Annotated in this window: 26 protein-coding genes; 4 read left to right on the top strand and 22 right to left on the bottom strand. The window is 73.0% G+C overall.

All coding sequences use genetic code 11. From position 1 onward, the window contains the following. Window positions 1-32: 32 nt before the first annotated feature. A complete protein-coding gene (locus ACH5AO_RS19375; protein WP_398926142.1) occupies window positions 33-905 on the top strand; it encodes a diacylglycerol kinase family protein in 873 nt (290 codons plus the stop codon). 7 nt (window positions 906-912) lie between these two features. On the opposite strand, the gene ACH5AO_RS19370 is transcribed toward ACH5AO_RS19375, so the two are convergent. Continuing rightward, window positions 913-1,509: a Uma2 family endonuclease gene (locus tag ACH5AO_RS19370; protein WP_398926140.1), complete on the bottom strand. Its 597-nt coding sequence runs from the start codon at window positions 1,507-1,509 to the stop codon at window positions 913-915. Window positions 1,510-1,561: 52 nt separating this feature from the next. After that, window positions 1,562-2,059: a GbsR/MarR family transcriptional regulator gene (locus ACH5AO_RS19365; protein WP_398926138.1), complete on the bottom strand. Its 498-nt coding sequence runs from the start codon at window positions 2,057-2,059 to the stop codon at window positions 1,562-1,564. Between the two features lie 114 nt (window positions 2,060-2,173). Here ACH5AO_RS19365 and ACH5AO_RS19360 point away from each other — a divergent pair, with 114 nt between their 5' ends. Both ACH5AO_RS19360 and ACH5AO_RS19355 read left to right on the top strand, forming a co-directional pair. Then, on the top strand, window positions 2,174-3,070 hold the full coding sequence (locus ACH5AO_RS19360; RefSeq protein ID WP_398926135.1) for an ATP-binding cassette domain-containing protein: 897 nt from the start codon (window positions 2,174-2,176) through the stop codon (window positions 3,068-3,070). After that, window positions 3,067-4,671, top strand: coding sequence for an ABC transporter permease (locus tag ACH5AO_RS19355; RefSeq protein WP_398926133.1), 1,605 nt, complete (start codon window positions 3,067-3,069; stop codon window positions 4,669-4,671). The genes ACH5AO_RS19360 and ACH5AO_RS19355 overlap by 4 nt, the downstream gene beginning before the upstream one ends. A 7-nt stretch (window positions 4,672-4,678) precedes the next feature. On the opposite strand, the gene ACH5AO_RS19350 is transcribed toward ACH5AO_RS19355, so the two are convergent. The 20 genes from ACH5AO_RS19350 to ACH5AO_RS19255 all read right to left on the bottom strand — a co-directional run bounded on the left by ACH5AO_RS19350 (window position 4,679) and on the right by ACH5AO_RS19255 (window position 25,026). Beyond that, entirely contained in the window at window positions 4,679-5,275 is a 597-nt protein-coding gene (locus tag ACH5AO_RS19350; protein ID WP_398926131.1) for a Uma2 family endonuclease, read from the bottom strand. An 87-nt stretch (window positions 5,276-5,362) separates the two neighbouring features. After that, complete coding sequence (locus ACH5AO_RS19345) at window positions 5,363-6,586, bottom strand: cytochrome P450 (protein ID WP_398926129.1); 1,224 nt, start codon at window positions 6,584-6,586, stop codon at window positions 5,363-5,365. Window positions 6,587-6,639: 53 nt separating this feature from the next. After that, entirely contained in the window at window positions 6,640-7,074 is a 435-nt protein-coding gene (locus tag ACH5AO_RS19340) for a VOC family protein (protein WP_398926127.1), read from the bottom strand. A 34-nt stretch (window positions 7,075-7,108) separates the two neighbouring features. Further along, a complete protein-coding gene (locus tag ACH5AO_RS19335) occupies window positions 7,109-7,774 on the bottom strand; it encodes a response regulator (RefSeq protein WP_398926126.1) in 666 nt (221 codons plus the stop codon). Further along, window positions 7,771-9,129: a sensor histidine kinase gene (locus tag ACH5AO_RS19330; protein ID WP_398926125.1), complete on the bottom strand. Its 1,359-nt coding sequence runs from the start codon at window positions 9,127-9,129 to the stop codon at window positions 7,771-7,773. The genes ACH5AO_RS19335 and ACH5AO_RS19330 overlap by 4 nt, the downstream gene beginning before the upstream one ends. 102 nt (window positions 9,130-9,231) lie before the next feature. After that, entirely contained in the window at window positions 9,232-9,894 is a 663-nt protein-coding gene (locus ACH5AO_RS19325) for a response regulator (RefSeq protein ID WP_398926123.1), read from the bottom strand. Then, window positions 9,891-11,213 (bottom strand): sensor histidine kinase, encoded by a 1,323-nt coding sequence (locus ACH5AO_RS19320; protein ID WP_398926121.1) that lies wholly within the window; start codon window positions 11,211-11,213, stop codon window positions 9,891-9,893. The genes ACH5AO_RS19325 and ACH5AO_RS19320 overlap by 4 nt, the downstream gene beginning before the upstream one ends. Continuing rightward, on the bottom strand, window positions 11,206-12,387 hold the full coding sequence (locus ACH5AO_RS19315) for an acyltransferase (protein WP_398926119.1): 1,182 nt from the start codon (window positions 12,385-12,387) through the stop codon (window positions 11,206-11,208). The genes ACH5AO_RS19320 and ACH5AO_RS19315 overlap by 8 nt, the downstream gene beginning before the upstream one ends. After that, window positions 12,384-13,334 carry an alpha/beta hydrolase gene (locus ACH5AO_RS19310; protein WP_398926339.1) on the bottom strand — a complete coding sequence of 317 codons (951 nt, stop codon included), beginning with the start codon at window positions 13,332-13,334 and terminating at the stop codon, window positions 12,384-12,386. Before ACH5AO_RS19310 ends, ACH5AO_RS19315 begins: the two co-directional genes overlap by 4 nt. A gap of 404 nt (window positions 13,335-13,738) precedes the next feature. After that, window positions 13,739-14,608: an alpha/beta hydrolase gene (locus ACH5AO_RS19305; protein WP_398926117.1), complete on the bottom strand. Its 870-nt coding sequence runs from the start codon at window positions 14,606-14,608 to the stop codon at window positions 13,739-13,741. 168 nt (window positions 14,609-14,776) lie between these two features. Continuing rightward, window positions 14,777-15,970: a kynureninase gene (kynU, locus tag ACH5AO_RS19300; RefSeq protein WP_398926115.1), complete on the bottom strand. Its 1,194-nt coding sequence runs from the start codon at window positions 15,968-15,970 to the stop codon at window positions 14,777-14,779. After that, window positions 15,963-16,796, bottom strand: a complete 834-nt coding sequence (locus ACH5AO_RS19295) for a tryptophan 2,3-dioxygenase family protein (protein ID WP_398926113.1) — start codon at window positions 16,794-16,796, stop codon at window positions 15,963-15,965. Before ACH5AO_RS19295 ends, kynU begins: the two co-directional genes overlap by 8 nt. A 157-nt stretch (window positions 16,797-16,953) precedes the next feature. Beyond that, the gene (locus ACH5AO_RS19290; protein ID WP_398926111.1) at window positions 16,954-17,367 is read right to left on the bottom strand and encodes a DUF3151 domain-containing protein; all 414 of its coding nucleotides are present in this window, start codon (window positions 17,365-17,367) and stop codon (window positions 16,954-16,956) included. A gap of 17 nt (window positions 17,368-17,384) precedes the next feature. Continuing rightward, the gene (locus tag ACH5AO_RS19285; protein ID WP_398926109.1) at window positions 17,385-18,854 is read right to left on the bottom strand and encodes an MFS transporter; all 1,470 of its coding nucleotides are present in this window, start codon (window positions 18,852-18,854) and stop codon (window positions 17,385-17,387) included. A gap of 64 nt (window positions 18,855-18,918) precedes the next feature. Next, window positions 18,919-19,950 (bottom strand): class II fructose-bisphosphate aldolase, encoded by a 1,032-nt coding sequence (gene fbaA / locus ACH5AO_RS19280; RefSeq protein WP_030863010.1) that lies wholly within the window; start codon window positions 19,948-19,950, stop codon window positions 18,919-18,921. A 170-nt stretch (window positions 19,951-20,120) separates the two neighbouring features. After that, window positions 20,121-20,669 carry an orotate phosphoribosyltransferase gene (gene pyrE, locus ACH5AO_RS19275; protein WP_398926106.1) on the bottom strand — a complete coding sequence of 183 codons (549 nt, stop codon included), beginning with the start codon at window positions 20,667-20,669 and terminating at the stop codon, window positions 20,121-20,123. Between the two features lie 10 nt (window positions 20,670-20,679). Next, the gene (locus ACH5AO_RS19270; RefSeq protein ID WP_398926104.1) at window positions 20,680-21,468 is read right to left on the bottom strand and encodes an aldose 1-epimerase; all 789 of its coding nucleotides are present in this window, start codon (window positions 21,466-21,468) and stop codon (window positions 20,680-20,682) included. Window positions 21,469-21,755: 287 nt separating this feature from the next. Next, entirely contained in the window at window positions 21,756-22,610 is an 855-nt protein-coding gene (locus ACH5AO_RS19265) for an SRPBCC domain-containing protein (RefSeq protein ID WP_398926102.1), read from the bottom strand. Window positions 22,611-22,696: 86 nt separating this feature from the next. Beyond that, entirely contained in the window at window positions 22,697-24,370 is a 1,674-nt protein-coding gene (locus tag ACH5AO_RS19260; RefSeq protein ID WP_398926100.1) for a polyamine aminopropyltransferase, read from the bottom strand. A 137-nt stretch (window positions 24,371-24,507) separates the two neighbouring features. Further along, the gene (locus ACH5AO_RS19255) at window positions 24,508-25,026 is read right to left on the bottom strand and encodes a DUF2617 family protein (protein WP_398926098.1); all 519 of its coding nucleotides are present in this window, start codon (window positions 25,024-25,026) and stop codon (window positions 24,508-24,510) included. Between the two features lie 760 nt (window positions 25,027-25,786). On the opposite strand from ACH5AO_RS19255, the gene ACH5AO_RS19250 reads away from it, so the two are divergent. Next, window positions 25,787-26,977 carry a pyridoxal phosphate-dependent aminotransferase gene (locus ACH5AO_RS19250; protein ID WP_398926096.1) on the top strand — a complete coding sequence of 397 codons (1,191 nt, stop codon included), beginning with the start codon at window positions 25,787-25,789 and terminating at the stop codon, window positions 26,975-26,977. Window positions 26,978-26,988: the final 11 nt, after the last annotated feature.

The following is a 26,988-nucleotide window of genomic DNA, read 5'->3' as shown; positions in this document are numbered from 1 at the left end:
TTGCACAAAGATGCTACCCGAGGAAGCGAGGCATGGCCGAGGTGGCGACTTCCAGGACCTTCTCCGCGACGTCCGATCAGCTCCTGGTGGTCATCGACCCGGTCGCCCGACGGGCGGACGGCGAGTCCGTGCGGATCGCGAAGGACGTACTCAGCGCGGGTGCGGCGGGCACGAAGGTGTGCCTGCCGGACGGTCCGGAGGAGTTCGCGCGGGCGCTGGCGCGGCGTGGGTCGCGGCGGCCGGTGGTGGTGGGCGACGACCGGGCCCTGGTGCGGGCGGTGACGCTGCTGCACCGGCAGCGGGAGCTGGCCGACTGCGCCCTGTCGCTGGTGCCGGTGGGGGGCGCGGTCTCCCTCGCCCGGTCGCTGGGGGTGCCCACGGGGGCGGTGGCGGCGGCGCGGGCCGTGCTGGACGGGACCGAGCGGCGGATGGACCTGCTGGTGGACGACAGCGACGGGGTGGTGCTCGGCGCGCTGCGGATCCCGCCGCTCGGCGGCACGACACGGGTGCGGGAGGCGGACGGCGCGGCGGGGCGCCCGTGGCTGCGGACGTGCCGGTCGCTGGTGCGGACCCTGGTGCCGGCGCGGCCGTCCGGGGTCGTCTCCGCTCCCGGGGCGGGGCCGGCGCGGCTGCGGGTGGAGGTCGACGGGGCGACCCTCGTCGATCTGGGGCAGCCGGTGGAGTGCGTCTCGGTCGTGCCCGGTGCCTCCGGGACTGCGCGGGTGGAGGTGCGTCCGGCGTCGGTGGGTGCGGAGGCGTCGCCACTGTCGGCGGAGGGGCGAACGGTGACCGTGTCGGGCGCGCACTTCCGCTATCGCGCGGACGCGGCAGTGTCGGGACCGGTGGGGACGCGGACGTGGGTGGTGCGGGAGGGGGCGTGGGGGCTCGTACTGCCGACGCGGTAGCAGGGCGTCACGTCTGGGGCGCCTTGAAGCCGGTCGTGTCCAGGACGCAGCCGAACGGGGCGGGGATGGACAGCTTCTCACCGAAAGGCTTGGTTTCACAGGCCTCGTACCCCTTGTCGGATGGCATCGAGAAGACCGTGGCCTGCTCCTCCTGCATGTCGAGGATGAGATAGACCGGAACGCCCGCCTTGCGATAAACCTCGACCTTATTGGTCAGATCATCATGACGAGTGGAGGTAGAGGTAAGTTCGGCAACGAAGGACAGAGCCTCGCCGTCCAAGCGGTTGCTCTCCGTTTCGAAGGCCCGTTCATGCGCCACATGGATGTCCGGCCCGTATGCGCAGGCTTCCCCTGGAAAGACATACAGGAACGGGCCGGAACTGATGTGGTGCCCCTCGGGGAGATGCTGCCGAAGCTGCTCGCACACCAAGTGCATCACACGGTGGTAGTAACCCTTCGACCACGGCGACACGACGATGTTCCCCCTGATGATCTCGGCTTTGAAACCATCACGCAGTTGCAGCTCATCGAGGAGGTCCAGCATCTCCTCGAAGTCGCCGAGCTCGGTGCCGTTTATCGTCGGTCGCTCTGCCATGACTGTCATGATGCGCCCTCCCCTGGAGACGGACCAGCCACCACCCAGCGTGGCAGATCGACTACTCCCGCCCGAACCGCTCCTCCCGGTGCACCCGCCAGCGCCCCATCATCGCCTCGACCTCCTTCTCCACGAACTCGAAGAAGGCCAGCGTCTCCTCCAGCCGCCGCCCCGCCGGGGTGTCCGCACCCAGGCTGGTGACGCCGTCCCGTAGCGCGTCCTCCCAGCGCTTGATGACGGCCTCACGGTTGGTGAGCGCCTCGTACCACTGGTCGCCGTGGACCCGGTACCGCTCCCGGCGGGAGCCGGGCTCGCGCTCGCGGGACACCATGTGGACCTGGGACAGGTAGCGCACCGCGCCGGAGACCGCGGCCGGTGAGATCTGGAGCTGTGCACCCAGTTCGGCGGAGGTCAGGACCCCAGCGTCGGAGGCGAGCAGGGCCGCGAAGACGCGGGCGGGCATGCGCTGCATCCCGGCCTCGACCAGCTGCGCCGCGAAGTGCTCCACGAACCGGGAGACCGCCTCCGGGTCCCGGGCCGCGCCGCTCGGTTCCGCCATGATCCGATCATCTCCCCTGCTCAGACGCCGTGGATGCCGTGGATCAAGTCTAGCCGTCGATTTATACACTTCCTTAACTTCACAAATTTCTGAAAGAAGCGTACGTTCCGAAGCATGACGAAGGCCATCACCGTGTCCGGACTGCACAAGTCGTTCGGCCGGACCCACGCACTGGACGGTCTCGACCTGAGCGTCGAGACCGGCGAGGTCCACGGCTTCCTCGGCCCCAACGGCTCCGGGAAGTCCACCACCATCCGCGTCCTGCTCGGCCTGCTGCGCGCCGATTCCGGTGCCGCCCGGGTGCTCGGCCGGGATCCGTGGACGGACGCCGTGGAGATCCACCGCCGGATCGCCTACGTCCCCGGTGACGTGACGCTGTGGCGCAACCTCTCCGGGGGCGAGGTCATCGACCTGTACGGCAGGCTGCGCGGCGGCCTGGACCCGCACCGCCGCGCCGAGCTGACCGAGCGGTTCGAGCTGGACCCGACGAAGAAGGGCCGCACGTACTCCAAGGGCAACCGGCAGAAGGTGGCCCTGGTGGCGGCGTTCGCCTCCGACGTCGACCTGCTGATCCTCGACGAGCCGACGTCCGGCCTGGACCCGCTGATGGAGGAGGTCTTCCAGCGCTGTGTCGCCGAGGAGCGGGAGCGCGGGCGGACCGTGCTGCTGTCCTCGCACATCCTCAGCGAGGTGGAGGAGCTGTGCGACCGGGTCAGCATCATCCGCAAGGGGGTCACGGTGGAGAGCGGCTCGCTCGCCGAGCTGCGGCATCTGACCCGGACGAGCGTCAGCGCCGAACTCGCCGGCCCGCCCAACGGCCTCGCCGCGCTGCCCGGCGTGCACGACCTCGACGTGCAAGGGCGCCGGGTCCGCCTCCAGGTCGACACCGACAAGCTGGACGCGGTGCTGCGCTCGCTGAGCGAGTCGGGCGTGCGCTCACTGACATCCACCCCGCCGACGCTGGAGGAACTCTTCCTGCGGCACTACCAGGACGAGGTGACCGCCCGATGAGCGCCACCGCCTTCGCCGTACGGCCCGCGAGCGCACGGCAGCTCGCCGGCACCGGCATCCTGCTGCGCTTCGCGCTGCGCCGGGACCGGGTGATGATCCCGGTGTGGGTCGCGGTGAACGCGCTGATGGTGCTGTCGATGCCGAGCACGCTCAAGGGCCTGTACGGCACTCCCGCCGAACGCGCCGACCTGGTCACCCAGATGTCCGGCAACTCCTCCCTGCGCGCCATGGTCGGCCCCGTCCTCGGCGACTCCCTCGGCGCGCTGACCGCCTGGCGGGCCGGGGTGTACGCGGGGGCGCTGGCCGCCGTGGTCGGTCTGCTGGTCGTCGTACGGCACACCCGGGACGAGGAGGAGAGCGGGCGTCAGGAGATGGTGGCGTCCGGGATGGTGGGCCGCAGGGCCTCGCTGACGGCGGCGCTGCTCGCGGCGGCCGTCGCGAACGGGGTGCTGGCGCTGCTGGTGACGGCGGGGCTGGCCGGTCAGGGCGCGGCGGGCGCGCTCGTGTTCGGGCTCGGGATCGCGGGCGTGGGCATGGTCTTCGCGACGATGGCGGCGATCGTGGCCCAGCTGACGGAGAGCGCCCGGCTCGCCCGGGGGCTGACGGCGGCGGTGCTGGGTGCCGCGTTCGTACTGCGGGCGGCGGGCGACTCGGCGACCAGTGACGGTTCGTCGCCGCTGACGTGGGCGTCACCGCTCGGCTGGCTGACGAACCTGCGGGCGTTCGCCGGTGAACGGTGGTGGGTGCTGGGGCTGTTCGCGGGCGCGGTGCTGCTCCAGGGGGCGGCGGCGTACGCGCTCGCCGGGCGCCGGGATCTCGGCATGAGCTTCCTGCCGAGCCGTCCGGGACCGGCCGCCGGGCGGCTGGGCGGCGCGGGGGCGCTGGCGTGGCGGTTGCAGCGGGGCGGTGTGCTCGGCTGGAGCATCGGGTTCCTGCTGGCGGGGCTGGTGTACGGCGGGATGGCGGACGGGGCGGCCGAGCTGGTCGGCGACAACGAGGGCGCCCGGGAGATCTTCCAGCGGATGGGCGGGCAGTCGGGGCTGACGGACGCGTTCCTCACGGCGATGGCCGGGATGCTGGGGCTGGTGGCGGCCCTGTACATCGTGGCGTCGGTACTGCGGCTGCACGGCGAGGAGACTTCCGGGCGGGCCGAACCGGTCCTCGCGGGAGCGGTCGGACGGCTGCGCTGGGCCGCCGGGCATCTGACGGTGGCGTTCGGCGGGTCGACGCTGCTGATGCTGCTCGCGGGGGCGGGTCTCGCGCTCGGTCACGGCGAGCAGGCGGGGGCGGTCCTCGGCGCGTGCCTGGTGCAGATTCCGGCGGTGTGGGTGATCGGCGGGGTCGCGGTCCTGCTGTACGGGCTGGCGCCCGGGGCGGCGACGGCCGCGTGGGGCGTGGCCGGTGCGGTGCTGCTGGTCGGCTGGATCGGTCCGGCACTGGACGTGCCGCGGGCGGTGCTGGAGCTGTCGCCCTTCGGTCATCTGCCGAAGCTGCCGGGCGGGGGCATGGAGTGGCCCCCGGTGCTGGTCCTCACGGGGCTCGCGGCGGGGCTGGTGGCGGTGGGGCTGGCCGGGCTGCGGCGCAGGGACATGACGACGTGACGTCGCGTCAGTCCACGTACTGCTTGAGCTCCTCGGTGTCGAGTTCGATGCCGATCGGTTCCGGCAGGGAAAGCTTCTGGCCGAAGGACTTCCGCACCGTGCTGCTGTATCCCTCGCCCGGAACGGGAACGCTGAAGAGCGTGACGGAGCGGTCGTCGCGGTCGATCAGCAGGTAGTAGGGGATGCCCGCGTCGGCGTAACCTACGGGCTTCTCCTCACGGTCCCGACGGTGGGTGTCCGAATCGTAGGACGTGACCTCGACCGTCATGATCACGCCCTCGGTCTCGGCCCAGTCCCCCTTCCCGGCGAATGTCCCGCGAGGCGCAAGCACGGCGTCCGGGAGAGCACGGCCCTTGCGGTACTTCTCGACCTTCAGTCCCAGCTCCCCGCCTCCGTAGAGCCACAGGCCGCTGCCCGTCAGAAGGAAGCACTCCTGCAGCCACCGGATGACCTCGCTGTGGTTGCCGTCCGTCATGCCCTTGATCCCGACCCGTCCGTTGATGAACTCCAACCTGACGGCGTCGAACTTCTCGGCCACGTGGGCAGCGAGCTCCTCGAACTCCTCCACGGACATCTGAGCCATGTGCTGCGTCATGACCGCCATGGTGCCCTCCTTCGCAGGCGCTCACCAGCTTCCCGGTTCTCGGGCGAGCGCTCGGCGGATGTGCGCCATGATCAGCCGAACGGGTGATCAACCCAGCTCCACGGCCAGCCCTTCCAGTCCCCTGATCACGAAGTTCGGCTTCCGCTGCGGCTCCGCCGCGAGCCGCAGTGTCGGGGCCTTCTCCAGCAGGGCCGTCATCGACGCCGCCAGCTCGATACGGGCCAGGGGGGCGCCGATGCAGTAGTGGATGCCGGCGCTGAAGGAGATGTGCGGGTTGTCGCGGCGGGTGAGGTCCAGGCGGGACGGGTCGGTGAAGACCGCCGGGTCGTGGTTGGCGGAGCCGAAGAGCATCGCGATCTCCGCGCCCCTCGGGATCACCCGGCCGTCGATCTCGATCTCGTCGAGGACCCAGCGTTCGAAGAGCTGGAGCGGGGTGTCGTAGCGCATCAGCTCCTCCACGGCGGACGGGACCAGGGAGTGGTCGGCGCGCAGGGCGGCGAGCTGGTCGGGGTGACGGAACAGGGCCCACCAGCCGTTGACCGTGGAGTTCACGGTGGCCTCGTGGCCCGCGTTGAGCAGCAGCACGCAGGTGGAGATCATCTCCTGCTCGGTGAGCCGGTCGTCGTCCTCGTCGTGGGCGGCGATCAGGCCGGAGATCAGGTCGTCGCCGGGGTTCTCGCGGCGTTCGGCGATCAGACCGCGCAGGTAGTCGGAGAACTCGACCGACGCCCGGACGGCCCTCGCCGCCGTCTCCTCCGGCGGGTTCAGCTCGTACATGCCGCAGATGTCGGCCGACCAGGGGCGCAGCGGTGCCCGGTCGGACTCCGGGATGCCGAGCATCTCGGCGATCACCGCGACCGGCAGCGGCTCGGCGACGTCCCTCAGCAGGTCGCCGCCGCCCGCGTCGACCAGCGCGGACACCAGGTCGTCGGCGAGACGCGTGACGTACGGCCTGAGGCGCTCCACGGTGCGCGGGGTGAACGCCTTCGACACCAGGCGGCGGATGCGGGTGTGGTCCGGCGGTTCGAGGTCGAGCATGCCGTGGTCGTTGAGGGTGTGGAACGGCTCGTGCTCCGGCGGCGGGGCGGTGCGGCCGAACTCCTCGTGGGTGAAGCGGTGCTGGTAGGTGCGTCCCAGGCGCCGGTCGCGCAGCAGCGCCGAGACGTCCGCGTGGTGGGCGACCAGCCACTGGTCCGTCGGCTCGAAGTACCGCACCCGGCCCTGTTCCCGCAGCTCGGCGTAGGCGGGGTACGGGTCGGCGACGAACGCGGGGTCCCAGGGGTCGAAAGCGAGGTCGGAAGGAGCTGCCATGGACGGACGGTAGACCGCCTCCCCGCCCTCTGACCAGGGGTGCCGGGTGTCGGTCAGGCGGCGCCGAAGTCGGGGAGGGTGACCGTGCCGTCCTCGGCGAGCGGGAGGCCGGGGTTGTGGGCGACCTCCCAGGCGTGGCCGTCGGGGTCGGTGAAGGCGCCGGAGTAGAAGCCGATGTCGTTGACGACGGCCGGCTTGGTGACCGTGCCTCCGGCCCGGTCGGCCGCCGCGAGCAGTTCGTCGACCTCGGTGTCGGAGCGGACGTTGTGCGCGAGGACGATGCCGCCGAACCCGCCCGCGGTCCCCGGTACGAGTCCGGTGTCCCGCGCCAGCTTGTCCCGGCCCCACAGGACCAGGCCGAGACCGCCCGCCTGGAAGAAGACGGTCTCCTGGACCTCCTGGCCCCGCCAGCCCAGGGCCTCGTAGAAGGTCTTCGACCGGGCGAGGTCGGTGACTCCCAACGTGATCAGGGTGATGCGCTGTTCCATGCGCCTCACTCTAGGGGGGGCGCGGGCTGCGGGCTCAGCCCGGTGTGACCAGCCGCGCCTCGTACGCGAACACCGCCGCCTGGGTGCGGTCGCGCAGGCCCAGTTTCACCAGGATGCGGCTGACGTGCGTCTTGATCGTCGACTCGGCGACCACCAGCCGCCCCGCGATCTCCGCGTTCGACAGGCCCTGCGCGATCAGCACCAGCACCTCCGTCTCCCGCTCGGTGAGGTCACCGTACGCCGCCTGCGCGGACGGCATCAGCCGCGGCGTCTCGGACAGCTTGGAGAACTCGGTGATCAGGCGCTTGGTCACCGTCGGGGCGAGCAGCGCCTCCCCGGCCGCGACGATCCGCACCCCGTCGGCGAGCTGGCGGGCGGAGGCGTCCTTGAGCAGGAAGCCGGAGGCGCCCGCGCGCAGCGCCTGGTAGACGTACTCGTCGAGGTCGAAGGTGGTCAGCACGAGCACCTTCGCGGCGCTGTCGGCGGCGACGATCTCCCGGGTCGCGTCGATGCCGTTCAGCTCGGGCATGCGGATGTCCATGAGGACGACGTCGGGGGCGAGTTCACGGACCCGCTCCACCGCCTCGCGGCCGTTGACGGCCTCGCCGACGACCTCGATGTCGGGCATCGCGCCCAGCAGGACCGAGAAGCCCTCGCGCACCATCATCTGGTCGTCCACGATCAGGACACGGATCGTCATGCGTCACCTTCGTTCACCGTGGCGACGGGCAGGAACACGGTGACCTCGTAGCCGCCGTCGTCCGTCGGGCCGGCCGTCATCTCGCCGCTCAGCATGGTGACCCGCTCGCGCATGCCGGTGAGGCCGTGACCCGCGCCGGGTGAGGCTTTGATCAGGATCGGTTCGGGGGCCGGGTCGTTGACGACGCGCACACCGAGGCCGCCGAGGACGTACCCGATCTCCACGCGGGCGCCCGCGCCGGGCGCGTGCCGCAGGCTGTTGCTCAGCGCCTCCTGCACGATCCGGTACGCCGACAGCTCCACCCCCTGCGGCAGCTCCCGCACCGCGCCGGTCACCACCTTCTCCACCCGCAGCCCCGCGTCGCGCACGTTGACGAGCAGGGCGTCCAGGTCGGCGAGGGTGGGCTGCGGGGCGTCCGGGGCCTCGTAGTCCTCGGCGCGGACCACGCCCAGGATGCGGCGCAGCTCGGTGAGGGCGGCCACCGCGTTCTCGCGGATGGTGACGAAGGCGCGCTCCAGCTCCGGCGGTGGGTTCTCCACCCGGTAGGGCGCGGCCTCGGCCTGGATGGCGACCACCGACATGTGGTGGGCGACCACGTCGTGCAGCTCGCGGGCGATGGTGGTGCGCTCCTCCAGTGCCGTGCGCCGGGAACGCTCGTGCGCGGTGACCGTCTGCTGGGCGGTCACCTCCTGCTGGGCGGTGCGGCGGACGTGCCAGAGACAGACCACGAGCAGGGCGAACGCGGACGTCACCATCATGGGCGCACTGTTCGTGTAGTAGTACGACCCGCCGAGGACCCCGTCCGAGAGGAAGGCGTACACGCCGGTCAGGACCCACATCCAGGCGGCGGTGCGGGGCCGGGTGCGCAGCGCCACGACGACCAGCACCGCCAGGTGGCAGACGAACGCGCCGGGCATCCACGGCCAGTCGCCCTGGCCGCTCTTGATCAGCGCGACCACCGGGGTCACCGCCAGGGACAGCCAGAACGCGCCGGCCGGCCGGACCAGCGTGGCGAGCACCGGGAGCGCGCACAGCAGGCCGATCAGCAGGGCCATCACGTCCCCGCCGGGCAGACCGCTCGACAGCGTGCCGGCCATCAGGGCGATCAGCGCCAGCACCCCCACCACCGCGTGCGGGAGGTGCTGCGCGGCCGACCGCAGCCGGGCGGGCAGCCGGCGGACGAACGGGCCGTCCGTGCGCCGGGGCGGCAGCGGACGGTAGGCGAAGGGGTCGCGGAACAGGTCCTGGCGCAGCCCGCGCAGGGCGCTCCGGGCCGCCTGGTACTCCGGGCTGCGGGTCCCCGCCCCGGCCCCGCGCGGGGCGGCCGGGGGCTGCTGGTGAGTCGTCTCGGTCACGCTCACACGGTAGGCCGACCGGGTGAGCGCGGTCGTCCCCGCTGAGAGGGGTTCCCGGGCGTCCGTCTCAGGTACTACGCGGGCCGCGCGCCGGGTCACCCGTCAGTACCCGGAGGGACGCACCAGCCCCGACTCGTACGCGAACACCGCCGCCTGGGTGCGGTCCCGCAGACCCAGTTTCACCAGGATGCGGCCGACGTGCGTCTTCACGGTCTGCTCGGCCACCACGAGGCGTACCGCTATCTCCGCGTTGGACAGGCCCTGCGCGATCAGCGCGAGCACCTCCGTCTCACGTTCGGTGAGGTCGCCCACGCGCTGTTTGAGGGGGCTGCGGGGGCGGGCGTCCAGCCGGGAGAACTCGGCGATCAGCCGGCGGGTGATCCCGGGCGCGAGCAGGGCGTCCCCCGCCGCCACCACCCGCACCGCTTCAGCCAGTTGGTCGGCGGAGGCGTCCTTCAGCAGGAACCCGGAGGCCCCGGCGCGCAGCGCCTCGTACACGTACTCGTCGAGGTCGAAGGTGGTCAGGACGAGGACCCGGACGTCCGGGGTGGCGGTGGTGATGCGGGCGGTGGCCTCGATACCGCCGAGTTCGGGCATGCGGATGTCCATCAGGACGACGTCCGGGGCGAGCTCGGCGACCTGCGCGACCGCGTCGAGACCGTTCACCGCCTGGCCGACGACCTCGATGTCGGACTGCGTGTTGAGCAGCACGGTGAAACCCTGCCGGACCATCTGCTGGTCGTCGGCGATCAGTACGCGGATCATGCGGTGCCGTCCTGGGGAAGGGGGTCGGTGGCGGGCGGGGCGGGGGCCGGGAGGTAGGCGTCGACCTTGTAGCCCTTCCCGGCCCAGGGGCCGGCCGTCAGCCTGCCGCCCAGCATGACGGCCCGTTCCCGCATGCCGAGCAGTCCGTGCCCGGCGCCCGCGGACGGCGGTGCCTCCCGGGTCGGGCCGGTGTTGACGACCGTCACCCGCAGCCCCCGCGGATCGTAGGCCAGGGTGACGTGGGCGGTCGCGCCGGGCGCGTGCCGCAGCACGTTGCTCAGCGCCTCCTGCACGATCCGGTACGCCGACAGCTCCACGCCTGGCGGCAGCGGACGCCGTTCGCCGGTGATCTCGGTGGTCACGGTCAGTCCGGCGGCGCGGGTGTTCTCCACCAGTGATTCGAGACGGTCGAGGGTGGGCTGCGGGGCGTCCGAGCGTTCGCCGGGGGCGGGGTGTTCGGAGCGCAGCACGTCGAGGACGCGGCGCAGCTCGGTCAGCGCCTCGACGGCGTTCTGGCGGATGCCGGCGAGGTTCTCCTTCAGCTCGTCGGGCGGGTCCTGGACCAGGTGCGGGGCGACCTGCGCCTGGATGGAGATCACCGACATGTGGTGGGCGACCACGTCGTGCAGCTCTCGGGCGATCCGGCTGCGTTCCTCCAGGAGGGTGCGGCGGGCGCGTTCCTCGGCGGTGAGGGTGGTCTGCCGGCCGAGTTCGGCGCGGGCCTCGCGGCGGCCGCGCAGGGCGGTACCGAGGACGACGGCGACGGTGAACAGAACGACGGCGGTCTCGCCGGTGGGCGAGTGGTTCCACGCGCCCCAGAGTCCCTGGAGGACGTAGGTGAGCAGCCCCGTCAGCGCCAGTGCCCCGACCGACACCCGGGTGGGCACGCGCAGGGCGAGCAGCAGCAGCACGAGCAGGTGGGTCGTGATCCCCCAGGCGTGCCAGGGCCACGGGAATCCGTCGATCTGGCCGGCCATCAGCATGCGGCGCGCCAGGACGGCGCCCGCCAGCGAGGCGATGAGCGACAACCACAGCGCCGGCACCGGACGCCGCAACGCGAGGACGGCCGCCCCACACTGTCCGACCGCGACCATCAGGGCCTGGCCGTGGCCGATCTTCCCGTACCCCTGGAGCTGGTTCAGGTCGCCGAAGAAGACGACGAACGCGGCCAGGCACACGAATCCGTGCGGCACCCAGCGCAGCCACTCCGACGGCGGCAGCGGGTCCGCACGCACCGTCAGCAGGTCGTCCCGCAGCACCCGGAGCCACCGCAGGACGGCCTCCGCCCCCTTGTTCGTCACCCGGTTCAGCCTAGACATGCCGTACGTCCTTCGTCGTGGGCCGGTGCGTACGGACGACCCGGGACCGTCCCCCGCGCCCGCCACCCCGCTCCCAGGACCGGAACGCCGACCGGCAGACCGTGAGGGCGAGGACGAACACCGGCAGCCACACCAGCCGGGCGGCGACCCAGCCGAGGCCGTCGGGGACGGTGTGCAGGCCGGGGAGACGGCCGGCGAGGAGGCCGGTGGCGGTGGTCGCCATGAGGGCGGTCTGGTGCCAGAGGAAGATCGTCATCGCGGAAAGGTTGACCAGCGCCACCGCCGCCCACGCGACGGGCCGCCGCATCGCCGCGCGCAGCCGGTCCCGCAGCAGCAGCGCCAGCCCGCACTGGGCGAGGCCGAAGGTGACGGCGGCCAGCGTCGGCGGGTTGAGGTTGGACACCCCGGCACCCGGGACGCCGACCATCGACGCCGGGTACCCGGCCCGGGCGACGAGCGCGGCCGTGACGGCCGTACCGGAGAGGAGGAGGACCCAGCCGGTCCTGCGGCGTTCCAGCTCGCCGCGCGTCCAGGCCGCGCCCAGGGTGTACGGCACCAGCCAGCCGGCCGCCAGGTTCAGCCAGCCGAGCCGGTCGTCCGCGCCGAGGCCGAAGCGGAGCAGGTCGACGTGGAGGACGACGGCGAGCGGCCACAGCGGGTGGAGCCGGGCGACGAGCGGGGTCGCGGCGGTGAGGGCGGCGAAGACCAGCAGGAACCACAGCGGTGACAGGGCCAGCTTCACCAGCGTGCGGACGGTCGCGTACTCGGCGCCGGAGAGCAGCAGCACGGCGGTGACGGCCGTCCACAGGAGGAGGACGGCGGCGACCGGCTTGAACAGCCGGGCCAGCCGGCCGTGCAGCCAGCGGCGGTACGGGATGCCGCGGGCGCGGGACGAGGCGTACCCGCGGGTCGCCACGTGCCCGCCGACCAGGAAGAACACGGCGAGGGTCTGGAACACCCAGGACACGGGTGCCAGCCACGGCAGGTGCTGGAGCGGGCTGGCGGCGCGCAGGGTGCTGCCGTCCGCGACGAGGGCGGTGACCAGCCAGTGGCCGAGGACGACACCGAGGACGGCGCCGGCCCGCAGGGCGTCCACGGCACGGTCGCGGTGGTCCGGGGTGGCCGCGTCGACGCGGCCGGCGGCGTGGCGTACCGCGGTGGTGAGGCGGCTCACGAGGTCACCGCCGGGGTCTCGCCGAGGACGATGCGGGTGAGGTTGGTCAGGGAGGGGGAGCCGGGGGCGAAGTAGTCGCTGTGGCCGCCGTCGCCGGCCGCGAAGACCCGGGCGCCGAAGGCCGGGGAGACGGGGTCGGTGCCGAAGCCGACGGTGGTGCCGAGGAGGTCCACGCTGAGGTGCGGAACGTGTCCGACCCAGTCGTCGGTGCCCCGGGCGGCCCAGATCCGGGCCCGGGTGCGCAGGCCGGCGGCGGTGTCGGAGCCGGTGCCGGGGCTGCCGAGGAGGGCGATGTCGTCGACGGCGAGGCCGTCGGCGGCCTCGGCGCAGACGACGGAGCCGTAGGAGTGGCAGAGGAGGGAGACGCGGGCACGCGGCCCGGCGACGGCACGCACGTCACCGACGAGCCGCCGCAGTCCGGGTGCGGCCTCCTCCGCCCGGTCGGTGGTGGCGACGGTGGCGCTGACGGTGGCGGGGGTCTCGTAGCCGAGCCAGGCCACGACGGCGGCCCGCGTGCCGAGCCGCTCGTGCAGGGCGAGGGCGGCGGCACGGAACCGGCCGTAGGTGTCGATGCCGGTGTCGGAGCCGGGGACGAGGACGGCGACCCGGCCGGCGTGCGCGAGGTCCCCGAACACCTCGGTGACCAGCCCGGCCCCCCGCCCGTCGAAGTGCAGCAACTGCCGCCCGGCCAGCGCACGCTCGGCGGCGGCCCGCCGCCGGTCCCCGTACGCGGCGGCCATCCGGGCGGCTTCCCCGGCGTTGGCCCGGTGTGCGGCGTACACCGCGTCGAGGTTCGCCACGGACGGCCCCGCGACCACAGCGGGCACCGGCGCGGGCACCCGCCCCCGATCCGCCCCGACGAGCGGCACGACCACCGCACAGGCGACAAACCCCGCAAGCACCCCCCGCAAAACCCGCGCCCCGCGCGATCCGAGCCACCCGCGCAGCCCGAGCGAACCCCGCGCCCCGCGGACAGCCGCGCCGCATGCCGCGTCTCCGCGGGCAGTCGTGCCGCTGGGGCGGCACGGGTGGGCGCGACGGCACCCCGCCAGCGCCGGGCCGCGCGAACACCCCCCGGCACGCACCATCGCGGAGCACCCCGCCAGCGCCGGGCAGCGCAACCCACCCCCGGCCGACTCCAACGCCGGGCACCCCACACGCTCGCGCACCACGGTGGCCGCACCTCCCTCCTCCGCCCGCCCATCGGGCTTACGAGAAAAGGAAGTTACGGAGCGCAGCCGGTAACCCGCGTCCCACCGGAGGACTCACCTGCGGGGTAGCTCTCAGGTACTAGGGGTACGACCGGGCCGAGCCCGACAGGGACACGACCGGGCCGAGGCCCGACAAAAGCTCACCACGCGAGCTGAGCGATCTCCTCCGCCACCACCGCACACGCATCCGCCCCCGGATCGACCAGCGGAAAGTGCCCCACGTCCTCCAGCAGCGTCACCCCCACCACCTCCCCCGCCTTCGCCGCCGCCTCCGCGTACGCCTCGGCGACCGCCTGCGGCACCACGACGTCGGTACGCCCCTGCACCAGGGTGGTGGCGATCCCGGTGGGCAGCAGCAGTCCGGGATCGGCGTGCGGCCGACGCTCGACGAAGTGGTCGTCGCCACCCAGCAGTTGCCGCGCCGCGCCCTCGCACACGTCCAACTTGTCGGCGACCTCGAGGTCCGCGATCGGGGCGAGCGCGACGACGCCGCGCAGCGGTGCGGGCCCGTCCGTGCGCCAGCGGGAGCCCGCCGGCAGGACGTGCCGCGCGGCGCCCCACAGCGCCAGGTGGCCACCGGCCGAGTGCCCGGTGAGCACGATCCGCCGCGGATCGGCCCTCGGCACGTGCTCCCGCACCAGCACCGGCAGCGCGTCCAGCGCGGCGGCGACGTCGTCGAAGGTGTCGGGCCACCGCCCCGCGACCGGACCACCGCCGCCCGGCTCCCCCGCCCCGCGCCGGTACTCGACGCTGGCCACGGCGAAGCCCCGCCCGGCCAGGAACGCCGCGAACGGGCTGATGTGGCGCCGGTCGTACGGTGCCCGCCAGGCGCCGCCGTGCAGCACGACCACCACCGGCGCGGGCCCGCCCTCCCCGCGCGGCGCGTAGAAGTCGACGACCTGGTCCGGGTGGTCGCCGTACGCCGCCGTGGTGTCGGGGTCCACGGGCGGGTGGGAGAAGGCCGACTCCTCCTCGGTGGCGGCCCGGGCGGCTGTGATGTCGTCCGTCATTCCTCAACCTCTCAGCGTTACCAAGTAAGTGACGGACCATGCGGGAACGCGGCCGTTCGGCCGGGACGGTATCAGCACGTCCACGTGCGCCGACATGGGGATGTCACGCTCGGTCAGCGGACCCGGGGAGCGACACCGTACGACGGCGTCACCCCCCGGCCCCGGGGACTACGCCAGCACCTCCGCCAGCACCCGCGCCGCCCGCTCCACGTCCGCGAAGCCGACGTACAGCGGGGTGAAGCCGAAGCGGAGCACGTCCGGCCGGCGGAAGTCGCCGACCACGCCCCGCTCGATCAGCCGCTCCATCACGTCCCCGGCGTCCGGGCAGCGCAGGGCGATCTGGCTGCCCCGCTCGCCGTGCGCACGCGGCGTCACGCACGCGACCCGCCCCTCGGGCACGTACTCCTCGACGCACTCCAGGAAGAAGTCCGTCAGCGCGAGCGACTTGGCGCGCACCGCCTCGACCGTCACCCCGTCCCAGACCTCCAGGGCCGCCTCCAGGGCGAGCATGGAGAGGATGTCCGGGGTGCCGACCCGTCCGCGCACCGCGCCCGCCGCCGGTTCGTACTCCGTACGCATCCCGAAGGGTTCGACGTGCGAGTTCCATCCCGGCAACGGGGAGTCGAAGCGGTCCTGGAGGTCCGCGCGCACGTACAGGAACGCCGGTGAACCGGGCCCGCCGTTGAGGTACTTGTAGGTGCAGCCGACCGCCAGGTCCACGCCGTGCTCGTCCAGGCCGACCGGCAGCGCGCCCGCGCTGTGGCACAGGTCCCAGACCACCACCGCCCCCGCCGCGTGCACGGCGGCCGTCAGCGACGGCAGGTCGTGCAGTCGCCCGGTGCGGTAGTCGACGTGGTTGAGCAGCACGGCGGCCGTACGGTCACCGAGCGCGCCCGGCACCTCGGACGGGGGCACCGGACGCAGCGTGCACCCGGTCATCCGGGCCGCCGACCCGGCGATGTAGCCGTCCGTGGGGAAGGTGGTCGCGTCGACCACGATCTCGTCCCGCGCCGCATCGCCCAGCCGTGCCAGTCGTACCGCGCCCACCAGCGCCTTGAACACGTTGACGCTGGTCGAGTCGCCGACCACGATCTGCCCGGCCGCCGCGCCGACGAGCGGCGCGATCCGGTCGCCGATCCGTTCCGGCGCCGTCCACCAGTCGCCCTCGGTCCAGGACCGGATCCGCAGCTCGCCCCACTGCCGGCGCACCACGTCCTCGACCCGGCCGGGCACGGCGACGGGCAGCGCACCCAGCGAGTTGCCGTCGAGGTAGACGACGTCGTCGAGCACGAACTCGCCGCGTTTGGCGGCCAGTTCGTCGGAGGCGTCCAGCTTCTCCGCCTTCATCGCGAGCTCAGACATAGGACCGCGCCGTCCACAGCTCGGGGAACACGCTCTTCTGCGCCCGCTTCTCCAGCCAGGCCACCCCGGCGGAGCCTCCCGTGCCGGTCTTGGCGCCCATCGCGCGGCGGGTGGCGACCAGGTGGTCGTTGCGCCAGCGCCACACCAGTTCGGCGACATCGGTCAGCGCCTCGCCGAGCCGGGCCACCTCGTCCCGCTCGTCGCCGGAGTAGACGGCCGTCCAGACCGCCTCCACCTGCGCCGACGGCTCGTACTTCCGTGACACGTCGCGCCGTAGTACGTCGTCCGGGATCGCGTGCCCGCGCCGGGCGAGCAGCCGCAGCACCTCGTCGTACAGGCTCGGCTCGTGCAGCGCCTTCTCCAGCTCGGCGTGCACGCGGGGCGCGCCCCGGTGCGGGACCAGCATGGACGCGGACTTGTCGCCGAGCAGGAACTCCATGCGCCGGTACATCGCCGACTGGAAGCCGGAGCCCTCGCCGAGGGCGCCCCGGTAGGAGTTGAACTGCGCCGGGGTGAGCCCGCTCAGCGGCTTCCAGGAGGCGTTCAGCGCCTCCAGTTCCCGTACGGACCGCTTCAGCGCGTCGACGGCGACCGGGATGTCGTCCTGGCGCAGCGCCTTCGCCGCGGTCTCCCACTCGTGGACGATGACGGTGAACCACAGCTCCATGACCTGGGTGGTGACCAGGAAGACCATCTCTCCGGGATCGTCGGAGAGGGTGTGCTGCAGGTGGGTGAGGACGTCGGCCTTGACGTAGTCCTCGTAGGGGGTCGTTCCCTCGAAGTCGAGATGCGGGGTCTCGGGCTGCTCGTGAGCCTCGTGGGACATCGCTGTCTCCTGTACCTGTACTCCGGGTAGCGGTCCGCCCCTGCCGTTACCGGCACGGGGGCCCCGGTCCCCACGGTGCATCCTGCGCAATCGTCCCCCGGAACCGCAAGGCCCGCCTGCGCACAGGCGGGCCCCGGAGACATCACAGGTCAGCCGGTCAGCCCAGGACCTGGGCCGCCGTCGGCGAGGAGTCCTTCAGGAACTGCGAGCAGCGCTCGTACTCCTCCTGCTCGCCGATCGCCTGCGCGGCGCGGGCGAGGGCGTGCAGGGCGCGCAGGAAGCCGCGGTTGGGCTCGTGCTCCCACGGCACCGGGCCGTGGCCCTTCCAGCCGTTGCGGCGCAGCGCGTCCAGTCCGCGGTGGTAGCCGGTACGGGCGTACGCGTACGACTCCACGACGCTGCCCCGCTCGAAGGCCTCGTCGGCCAGCCGGGCCCAGGCCAGCGAGGAGGTGGGGTACTTGGCGGCGGCGTCGGCGGGCGTGGCGCCGGAGGCGAGCAGCTCGCGCGGGCCCGGGTCGTCGGGGAGGTGGGTCGGGGGCGGGCCCCCGAGGAGGTTCTCGTGAATCGACATGGGTCCAGTCTCGTACATCAGCGGGGCGGACTCCCGCCCTCCTCCCCCGCCTCCAGCGGGGGCACCGCCACGCTGCCGTGGGTGTGGCACTCGGGGTGCGGGCAGTCGGGGGCCGGGCGGCGCACGGTCGCCCAGGCGATCGCCGATCCGGCCGCCAGGACGGCCGCGCACAGCACCATCGCCCGCCGGAACGCGTCGTCGAAGGCGTCGGGGAGCCGGTACGCCTCCGGGCCCATCCCGGCGAGCAGCGGCAGCGCGGCCACCGCGACCAGGCCGGCCGCGCGGGCGGCGGCGTTGTTGATGCCGCTGGCCAGGCCCGCCCGCGCGGTGGCCACGGAGGCGAGGACGGTCGCGGTGAGCGGGGCGACCAGGGTGACCATGCCGAGGCCGAGCACCAGCAGCGCGGGCAGCACCTCGGTGGCGTACGAGGCGCCGGGCCCCACCCGCAGCATCAGCAGCATCCCGGCGGCGCACAGCAGCGGTCCGACGGTGAGCGGGATACGCGGGCCGATCCGGTCGCCCAGCTCACCCGAGCGGGCGGAGAGCAGCAGCATCAGGGCGGTCGTGGGCAGCAGGGCCGTACCGGCGGCCAGCGCGGACCAGCCGACGACGACCTGGAGCTGGAGCGCGGCGAGGAAGAAGAACCCGCCGAACGCCGCGTACACGCACAGGGTGACCAGGTTGACGGCGGTGAACTGCCGGGAGGCGAAGATGTCGAGCGGCATCATCGGGTGCGGTCGGCGCTTCTCGACGAGGACGAACGCGACCGCGGCGGCCAGTCCCGCGACCGCGGTGACCGTGACGAGCAGGGACCCCTCACCGGCCTCGATCAGCGCGTACGTCACCAGGGCGAGGGCGACCGCGCCGAGCGCGGCGCCGAGGACGTCGAAGCGGCCCTCGTGCTCCCCGCCCGTCGACTCCGGTACGTGGCGGACGGCGACGGGGGCGCAGAGCAGGGCGAGCGGCACGTTGAGGAGGAACACCCAGCGCCAGCCGGGCCCGTCCACCAGCCAGCCGCCGACGAACGGTCCGACAGCCGCGCCGATGCCGCCGAAGCCGGACCACAGGCCGACCGCGCGGCCCCGGTCGTCGGGGTGGAAGGTGGCCTGGATGAGGGCGAGCGAGCCGGGGGTGAGCAGGGCGCCGCCGACGCCCTGGAGGGCACGGGCGGCGATGAGGACGCCGGCGTTCGGGGCGAGGCCGCACAGCAGGGAGGCCGCGGCGAACCACAGGACGCCGACGACGAACACCTTCCGCCGCCCGTACCGGTCGCCGAGCGCCCCGCCGAGCAGGATCAGCCCGGCCAGCGTGACCATGTAGGCGTTGACGGTCCACTGGAGGGCGGCGAGGTCGGCGTCGAGGTCGCGGCCGATGCGCGGGAGGGCGACGTTGACCACGGTGGAGTCCAGCAGCGCCATGCTGGAGCCGAGGACCGTGGTGAGCAGGATCCACCTGCCCTGCGGGGAGGCCAGCCGGACGTCGGGCATACGGCGAGCATACGGAAGGAGCCCGGTACCGCGTGCGGTACCGGGCTCCCACGTCCACGCGGTGCTACTTCAGGCGGGTGCCCGTGGAACGCAGGTTCTGGCAGGCCTCCACGACGCGGGCCGACATCGACGCCTCGGCCAGCTTGCCCCAGGTGCGCGGGTCGTAGGTCTTCTTGTCGCCGACCTCGCCGTCGACCTTCAGGACGCCGGCGTAGTTGCGGAACATGTGGTCGACGACCGGACGGGTGAACGCGTACTGGGTGTCGGTGTCGATGTTCATCTTCACGACGCCGTTCTCCAGCGCGGTGAGGATCTCCTCCGGGGTGGAGCCGGAGCCGCCGTGGAAGACGAAGTCGAACGGCTGGGAGCCGGCCGGCTTGCCGTACTTGGCGGCGACGCCCTCGTTGAGCTCCTTCAGCAGCTCGGGGCGGAGGACGACGTTGCCCGGCTTGTACACGCCGTGCACGTTGCCGAAGGACGCGGCGAGCAGGTAGCGGCCCTTGTCGCCGAGGCCGAGGGCCTCCGCGGTGCGGACGGCGTCGTCGACCGTGGTGTAGAGGGAGTCGTTGATCTCGTGCGAGACGCCGTCCTCCTCGCCGCCGGTCGGGGTGATCTCGACCTCCAGGATGATCTTCGCGGCGCGGGCGCGCTCGAGGAGCTCCTGGGCGATGGAGAGGTTGTCGGCGAGGGTCTCCGCGGAGCCGTCCCACATGTGGGACTGGAACAGCGGGTTGCGGCCGGCCTTGACGCGCTCCTCGGACAGCGCGAGCAGCGGGCGGACGTACCCGTCGAGCTTGTCCTTCGGGCAGTGGTCCGTGTGCAGGGCGATGTTGACGTCGTACTTCTCGGCGACGATGTGCGCGAACTCGGCGAGCGCGACCGCGCCGGTCACCATCTCCTTCTTGTGCTGGCCGCCCAGGAACTCGGCGCCGCCCGTCGAGATCTGGACGATGCCGTCGCTCTCCGCCTCGGCGAAGCCGCGCAGTGCCGCGTGCAGGGTCTGGGACGAGGTGACGTTGATGGCCGGGTAGGCGAACTTCTCCGCCTTCGCCCGGTCGAGCATCTCGTTGTAGACCTCGGGAGTTGCGATGGGCATCTGTCCGCTCCTTAAGCGTGCGGTGTGGCGTACTGCGTTACTGCGTACGGTCGGCCCTGACCTGGAACCTTGGATGCGACGTCGTTGTCGGGGCCATCTTCCCAGACTTGCCCGTCCGGTCGACGGCGCAGGTCAAGTCGTTATGCAGCGAGATGTCGGGCCCGGTGGCCTCAGTCGAGGCCGAGCTCGTCCTTGGCGTAGGCGAACAGGTACGGCACCCCGGCGCCCTCCTGGATCTTCTCGGCGGCGCCGGTCGCCCGGTCGACGATCGTCGCGACGGCCACGACCTCGGCCCCGGCCTCGCGCACGGCCTCGACGGCGGTGAGCGGGGAGCCGCCGGTGGTGGAGGTGTCCTCGACGACGAGGACGCGGCGGCCCTTGATGTCCGGGCCCTCGACGCGCCGCTGCAGCCCGTGCGCCTTGGCGGCCTTGCGGACGACGAAGGCGTCCAGCTTCCGGCCGCGCGCGGCGGCGGCGTGCAGCATGGCGGCCGCCACCGGGTCGGCGCCCATGGTCAGCCCGCCCACCGCGTCGAACTCCAGCCCCTCGGTCAGGTCCAGCAGCACCTGCCCGACCAGGGGGGCGGCCTCGCCGTCGAGGGTGATGCGGCGCAGGTCGACGTAGTAGTCGGCCTCCAGACCGGAGGAGAGGGTCACCTTGCCGTGCACCACGGCCTTGTCCTTGATCTGCTGCAGCAGCGCGCCGCGTACTTCGCTCATGGCAGCCAGCTTAGAGGCGGGTCCAGGTCCAGGTGGTCGAGGCCTCCAGCGGCTCCAGCGGGGTGACCAGGCGGGGGTGGGTGTTCAGCCCGTTCGGCGGCCCGGTCTGCGGTTCCACGCAGACGGCCTCGCGCTGCTCGTCGTAGACGACGACCCACTCCTCCCGGCTGGTCACCTTCAGCTCCAGCCGCCCAGGCCAGGTGAGGGTGACGTCGACGCCGCCGGGCATCCCGAAGCAGTCGTCCCACGGTCCGGGCTTCGGGTCGATCCGGCGGCCCGTCGGCAGGTGGTCGTCGCCCCGCTCCTCCTGCCAGGCGGGCGCGAAGCCGATCGTGACGTCCTCGCCGCCGAGGTTGCGGTTGAACCACGGGTGCCAGCCGATCTGCGCCGGGAAGGACGACTCGTACGTCTCCACGCTCATCGTCAGCGTCAGGGAGTCCCCGGTCAGCGCGATCTGCTGGGTGACCCGCCCGGGGTACGGCCAGGGCTCGACGAGGTCGTACGTGAGCACGGCCTCGTCGGTGCTCGTGCGGGCGGTGCGCCAGGCGGCGTCCCGGGCGGTGCCGTGGATGGCGTTCGGCGGGGCGTTGAGCGGCATCCGGTGCACGGTCGCGCCGTCCCGGAACCGTCCGTCCCGGATCCGTCCGCACCAGGGCACCATCGGGAAGCACCCGAACCGCTCCCCCTGCCGCAGCAGCTCGACGCCCCCGACCCGCAGCCCTCCGACCCGCCCGCCGTTCCCCGGCAGCACGGTCACCTCCGCGTCACCCGCGGTCAGCGTGATCTCTCCGTCACTCACGCGACGACCCTACTGGGACGACCGACAACACGCCGCCCTCCGCAAGCACTCCCCGCCCTCCGCGGGCAGTCGTGCCGCAGGGCGGCACGGGTGGGCGCGACGGCACCCCGCAAGCACCGGGCCGCGCAAACACCCCCCGCCCAGCCCCCAGCGCAACGGCACCCCGCCCTCCGCGGGCAGTCGTGCCGCAGGGCGGCACGGGTGGGCGCGACGGCACCCCGTAAGCACCGGGGCGCGCAAACACCCCCCGCCCGGCACCGACACAACGGCACCGACACAACGGCAGCTCAGTGACGCCTACGCAGCGCCCTGACCGCGACGACCACCGACGCCACCGCCAACGCCGCCGCAGGCGCGGCCCAGCGCAGAGGTGTCGCGGAGGCGACGGTCTGCGGCGCGGGAACGGGCGCGTAGCGCCCGCGCGGCGGTGCGTGGTCCACCTCCTCCGCACTGCGGCCGATCATCGTCCGCCGGGCATGCGCCGCCTCGGCCACGGAGTCACCCTCGTCGAGGGAGGACGACGGAATCTCCACGTCGAAGACGGACGGCGACACGTCCTCCACCTCCGGAGCATCCGACGGAACATCCTCCCCCTCCGAAGCAGCCGGCAGCGGAGCGTCATCCGCATCCGGCGTGGTCTCGAAGTCGGTCGTGGCCCGCGGTTCGAAGTCCCCCGTCGACAACAACTCGGGCGACTCCGGTTCGCCGGATCCCCGCTCCGCCGCGTCGGCCCCCAGGTTCTCCGCGAAGCGGTCCAGCAGGCGGGACACCGCCGAGGCCACCGCGTCCGCCGGGAAGTCCGTGATCCGGCCGTCGGCCGTCGCCGTCCCCCCGACCGTGAGGGCGGTACCGCCCTCCACGGACCGCAGCGCGAGCCGCAGCGCGAGCCGCACCGAGCCGCTGCCGCGCGCCTCCGCCGCCTCGCCCTCGACGGCGTAGGAACCGTCGTCCCGCGCGGAGACCCGTACGGCACCCCGGTAGGTGACGGAGTGGCCGCCGACGCGGACCTTCAGCCGCCCGGCGACGGGATCCGCACCCGCGTCGTGCTGGAGCCCGGGCACCGCCCGGGCGACCCGCGCGGGGTCGTCCAGCACCTCCCTGAGCCGCTCCGTCTCGACCGGAACGAACGCCTCGTGCTCCATGAGTGCGGAGCCTACCCACGCGACGCCGGACCGCACCTCGGTCGGCGGGAAGTCGCGGTGCGTCGACGCGGAACGCGGTAAGGGGCTCAGTCGGTGTACCGGGGGTGCACCAGTGTGGACGGCGGCAGACCGGTGACCCGGGTGCGTTCCGCCGCCCGGACGCCGGACGCGAGGGAGGTGTCGGTGAGCGTGCGCGGACGCGGCCCGGCGGGGTCGAGGCGCGGTACCGGGGCGTTCCGGGCGGCCAGCACGAACCCCCAGTCGCGGTGGGCGTGGGCGGTGGCCGTGGCCCCCCGGTCGGGCCCGGCGGCGAAACCGGCCCGTCGGCCGCTCACCCGGTACGCGGCGGTACGCAGTCCCGCCGCGCGGAGCGTCGCGTCCACCGTCCAGAAGTCGCGGGGGCGGGACTCCACCGCGCCCCCGTGCACCACGAGCCGCCCGCCGGGCGCCAGCACCCGCCGGGCCAGCCCGTAGAACTCCTGCGCGTACAGCTTGGTGCTCGCGGTGATCCCGGGGTGCGGCAGGTCCGAGACGACGACGTCGTACGCCGCCGGGGGCACCCCGCGCAGCCAGTCGAAGGCGTCCGCGGTGGTCACCCGTACGCGCGGGTCGTCGAGGGCGTGCGCGTTCAGCGCGGACAGTGCCGGATCGCGGCGCGCCAGCTCCACCACGCCCGCGTCGATCTCGACGACGTCGACCCGGCGCACGCCGGTGTGGCGCAGCACCTCGCGGACGGCGAGCCCGTCACCGCCGCCGAGGACCAGGACGCGGGTGTGCGGCCCGCGCATCGCGGGGTGCACCAGTGCCTCGTGGTACCGGAGTTCGTCCCGGCCGCTGACCCGCAGCCGTCCGTCGAGGAACAGGTTCAGGGGCCGCCCGTCCCGCCCGCCGGTGAGCAGCACCTCCTGGACGTCGGTCCGCAGGGCCACGCGTACGTCGGAGCCGTACATGGCGTGCCGGGCGGCCCGCTCGAAGTCGTCGACGAGGACGGCGCCCGAGGCGAGGACCACGAGCACGCACGCGTTGACGGCCGTCAGCAGCCGGCGGGCGCGCCGCGTGAGGTCCTGCCGGAACAGCCCGAGCACCAGCGCACCGCCGACGACCGCGTTGACCGCGCCGGTGATCAGCGCGCCGGTCAACTGGCCGAGCAGCGGCAGGAGGAGGAAGGGGAAGGCGAGCCCGCCGACGAGCGCGCCGACGTAGTCCGCGGCGGACAGGTCGGCCACCGCGCCCCCCGCGTCCTGCCGGCGGATCCGCTGGATCAGCTCCATCAGCAGCGGCACCTCGGCCCCGATCAGCAGCCCGGTGGCCAGGGAGAAGGCGACCAGCAGCGCGCGCGGGCCGCTCGCCCACACCCCGCCCCAGTCGCCCGTCCAGGCGAACACGGCGTACAGCGCCATCGCGCTGCATCCGCCGACGAGGGCGAGGGCCGCCTCGACGGCGCCGAACCCGGCCGCCGCGTGCCGCCGCAGCCGTTTCGCGGCGAGGGACCCGATGCCCATCGCGAAGACCATCACGGACAGCACGACCGACGCCTGGGTGACCGAGTCGCCCATCAAGTACGCGGCCAGCGCGACCAGTTCCAGCTCGTACACCAGTCCGCAGGCCGCGCAGACGAACACGCCCGCGAGGACCAGGAACCGCCCGGTGCTCTGGCGCACCGGCAGCCGCAGCACACTCCCCGCCTCGCCGACGGGGCCGCTCCGCCCGTCCCGGGACTGCGTGGAGCCGGGCGGTGCGGGGGCCTGCGGTTCGATCACCTCAGTGACGTTACGTCACTCTCTCACCGCTCCACGTCACCCACACGTGTGGTCTTTGTTTATGTCTGCCTGACATTGGTACGAGCAACGACCTGCCCAGCCGACCCCACACCACCGACCCCGCACCACCGCCGGCCTCACACCGCCGCCCTCACCCGCACCCCCACCCTCGTCCGCGTCGCCACCAGCTGCCCGTCCTGCGGGTAGGCGTGCCAGGTCCGCCAGTGCACCTGGCCCTCGTGGCACTGGGCGAGCATCGCCGTGAACGCGTGCGGACTGCCGGGGAAGACCCCGGCGAGACCCTGCGGATGGTCGGACACCAGGGCCAGCAGCTCCTGGGCACGGCCCGCGAAGGACCCCGGGGAGAGCACCTCCACCCGGGCGGCGAACTCGTACTCCCAGTCGTCCACCCGCTTGGCCACGCCCAGTGGAAGCGGCGTACTGCTGCCCGGAATGCACGCCACCGTCTCCGAGCAGAGACCCCGCTCCTCCTCGAGCAGCACCTGGTGGGACGCCCCGAGCAGCCTCAACTGAACCTTTCTTCCGCCGAGTTCGAGGTCGAGCGCGGCCAGCGCGGGAAGCGGCTCGCGCCCCAGGGCCCAGGCGAGGTCGGTCGCGCGCGTATCGGAGTAGGCGGTGTTCAGGGTCGTGAGCATGGATCGGCTCCGCAAGCACACAAGGAGAGGGAGATGAAGGGGTCCGCGCACCCCGGTCGCACCGGAGAACTCGGCCCGTCGGGCCCGTCAGCCCGGTCACCCGGCCGGAAGACGGGTCCGCGGGAAGTCCGAGAGCTGAGTCGGTGATTTATAGGCAATCATGAAATGTGGTGCCACCACAGCGTTTTTCCCTAACTTCGTGGGCTTTCCCTCCCCTGGGGGGCTCCCCAGTTCAACTGTTCACCCCCGGCGCACGCCCCGAAGTGATGACGCACGCCGGTGCGCCGCGTCCCGGAACGGCACAGCGGGGCCCGCCCCAGGCGCGGACCCCGCTGTCGCGGATGCGTCGTCCCCCGCGGGGGGAGGCGAGCTGCCCCGTGTCAGCCGCCTCCCCCGCCGCATCCGCCGCCCCCGCAGGACGACCCGCCTCCGCAGGACGAGCCACCCCCACAGGACCATCCCCCACCGGAGCTCGACGACGAGTGGGACCCGCCGCTGCCTCCACCGCCCACCCACCAGCTGCCGCGACGGTCGGCGCCCACCCGCCGCGCGGGCCGGCGCGCGGCGCTCACGACCGCGACCAGCAGTACGAAAAGCGCAACCAGGATGATGCCGACAACCATGGCGTCACCCTCCTCTCGTTCCCCCGTGATCCCCGAAACGGCCCCCGTGGGCGCCTCGCTCACGCGTGTGACCGGGAGATGCCCTCCGCCCGCGCGGCCCAAAGCAGAGTTGAGGAACTCCAGAGCTTCGGCGCAGGATGACCGCCATGACCTCCAGCGCGCGCCCCCTCCTGAACCGCCGGCTCGCCGAGTTCGGGACGACGATCTTCGCCGAGATGTCCGCCCTGGCCCTGCGGACCGGATCCATCAACCTGGGCCAGGGCTTCCCCGACACCGACGGCCCCGAGGAGGTCAGGGAGGCCGCCGTACGGGCCCTGCGGGACGGCCGCGGCAACCAGTACCCGCCGGGCCCCGGCGTCCCCGAGCTGCGCACCGCCGTCGCCGCGCACCAGAAGCACCGTTACGGGCTCTCGTACGACCCCGACACCGAGGTCCTGGTCACCGCCGGCGCCACGGAGGCCATCGCGGCCGCCCTGCTCGCGCTGCTGGAACCCGGCGACGAGGTGATCGCCCTGGAGCCGTACTACGACTCCTACGCGGCCTGTATCGCCATGGCCGGCGGCCGGCGCGTCCCCGTCACCCTCCGCCCCCACGAGGGCCGCTTCCGCCTCGACCTCGACGAGCTGCGCGACGCCGTCACCGACCGCACCCGCCTGCTCCTGATCAACACCCCGCACAACCCGACCGGCACCGTCCTCACCCGCGAGGAACTGACCGCGATCGCCGAACTGGCGGTCGAACGCGACCTGCTCGTCGTCACGGACGAGGTCTACGAACACCTGGTCTTCGACGACGCCGAACACATCCCCCTGGCCGGCCTCCCCGGCATGCGCGACCGCACGGTGACCATCTCCAGCGCCGGCAAGACCTTCTCCTTCACCGGCTGGAAGGTCGGCTGGGTCACCGGCGCCCCCGGCCTCGTCGCCGCCGTGCGCTCGGCCAAGCAGTTCCTGACGTATGTCGCCTCCGGGCCCTTCCAGTACGCCGTGGCCGAGGCCCTGTGCCTGCCCGACCCGTACTTCGCGGACTTCCGCGCGGACATGCTGGCCAAACGGGACCTGCTCGCGGGCGGCCTGGAACAGGCAGGCTTCACGGTCTTCCGCCCGGCCGGCACGTACTTCATCACCACCGACATCCGCCCCCTCGGCGAGACCGACGGTCTCACCTTCTGCCGTGCGCTGCCGGAGCGCTGCGGGGTGGTCGCGGTCCCCAACGCGGTCTTCTACGACCACCGCGAGCAGGGCGCACCCTTCGTCCGCTTCGCCTTCTGCAAGAAGGCCGACGTCCTCCACGAGGCAGCCGACCGCCTGCGACACCTTTCGACCTGATCCCGCGTCGC

The sequence above is a fragment of the Streptomyces sp. NPDC018964 genome, assembly GCF_044390325.1.
In the GTDB taxonomy this organism is placed as follows: Bacteria; Actinomycetota; Actinomycetes; order Streptomycetales; family Streptomycetaceae; genus Streptomyces.
The sequence above is the reverse complement of the archived record's forward strand: the minus strand, read 5'-3'. Positions and strand labels throughout refer to the sequence as shown.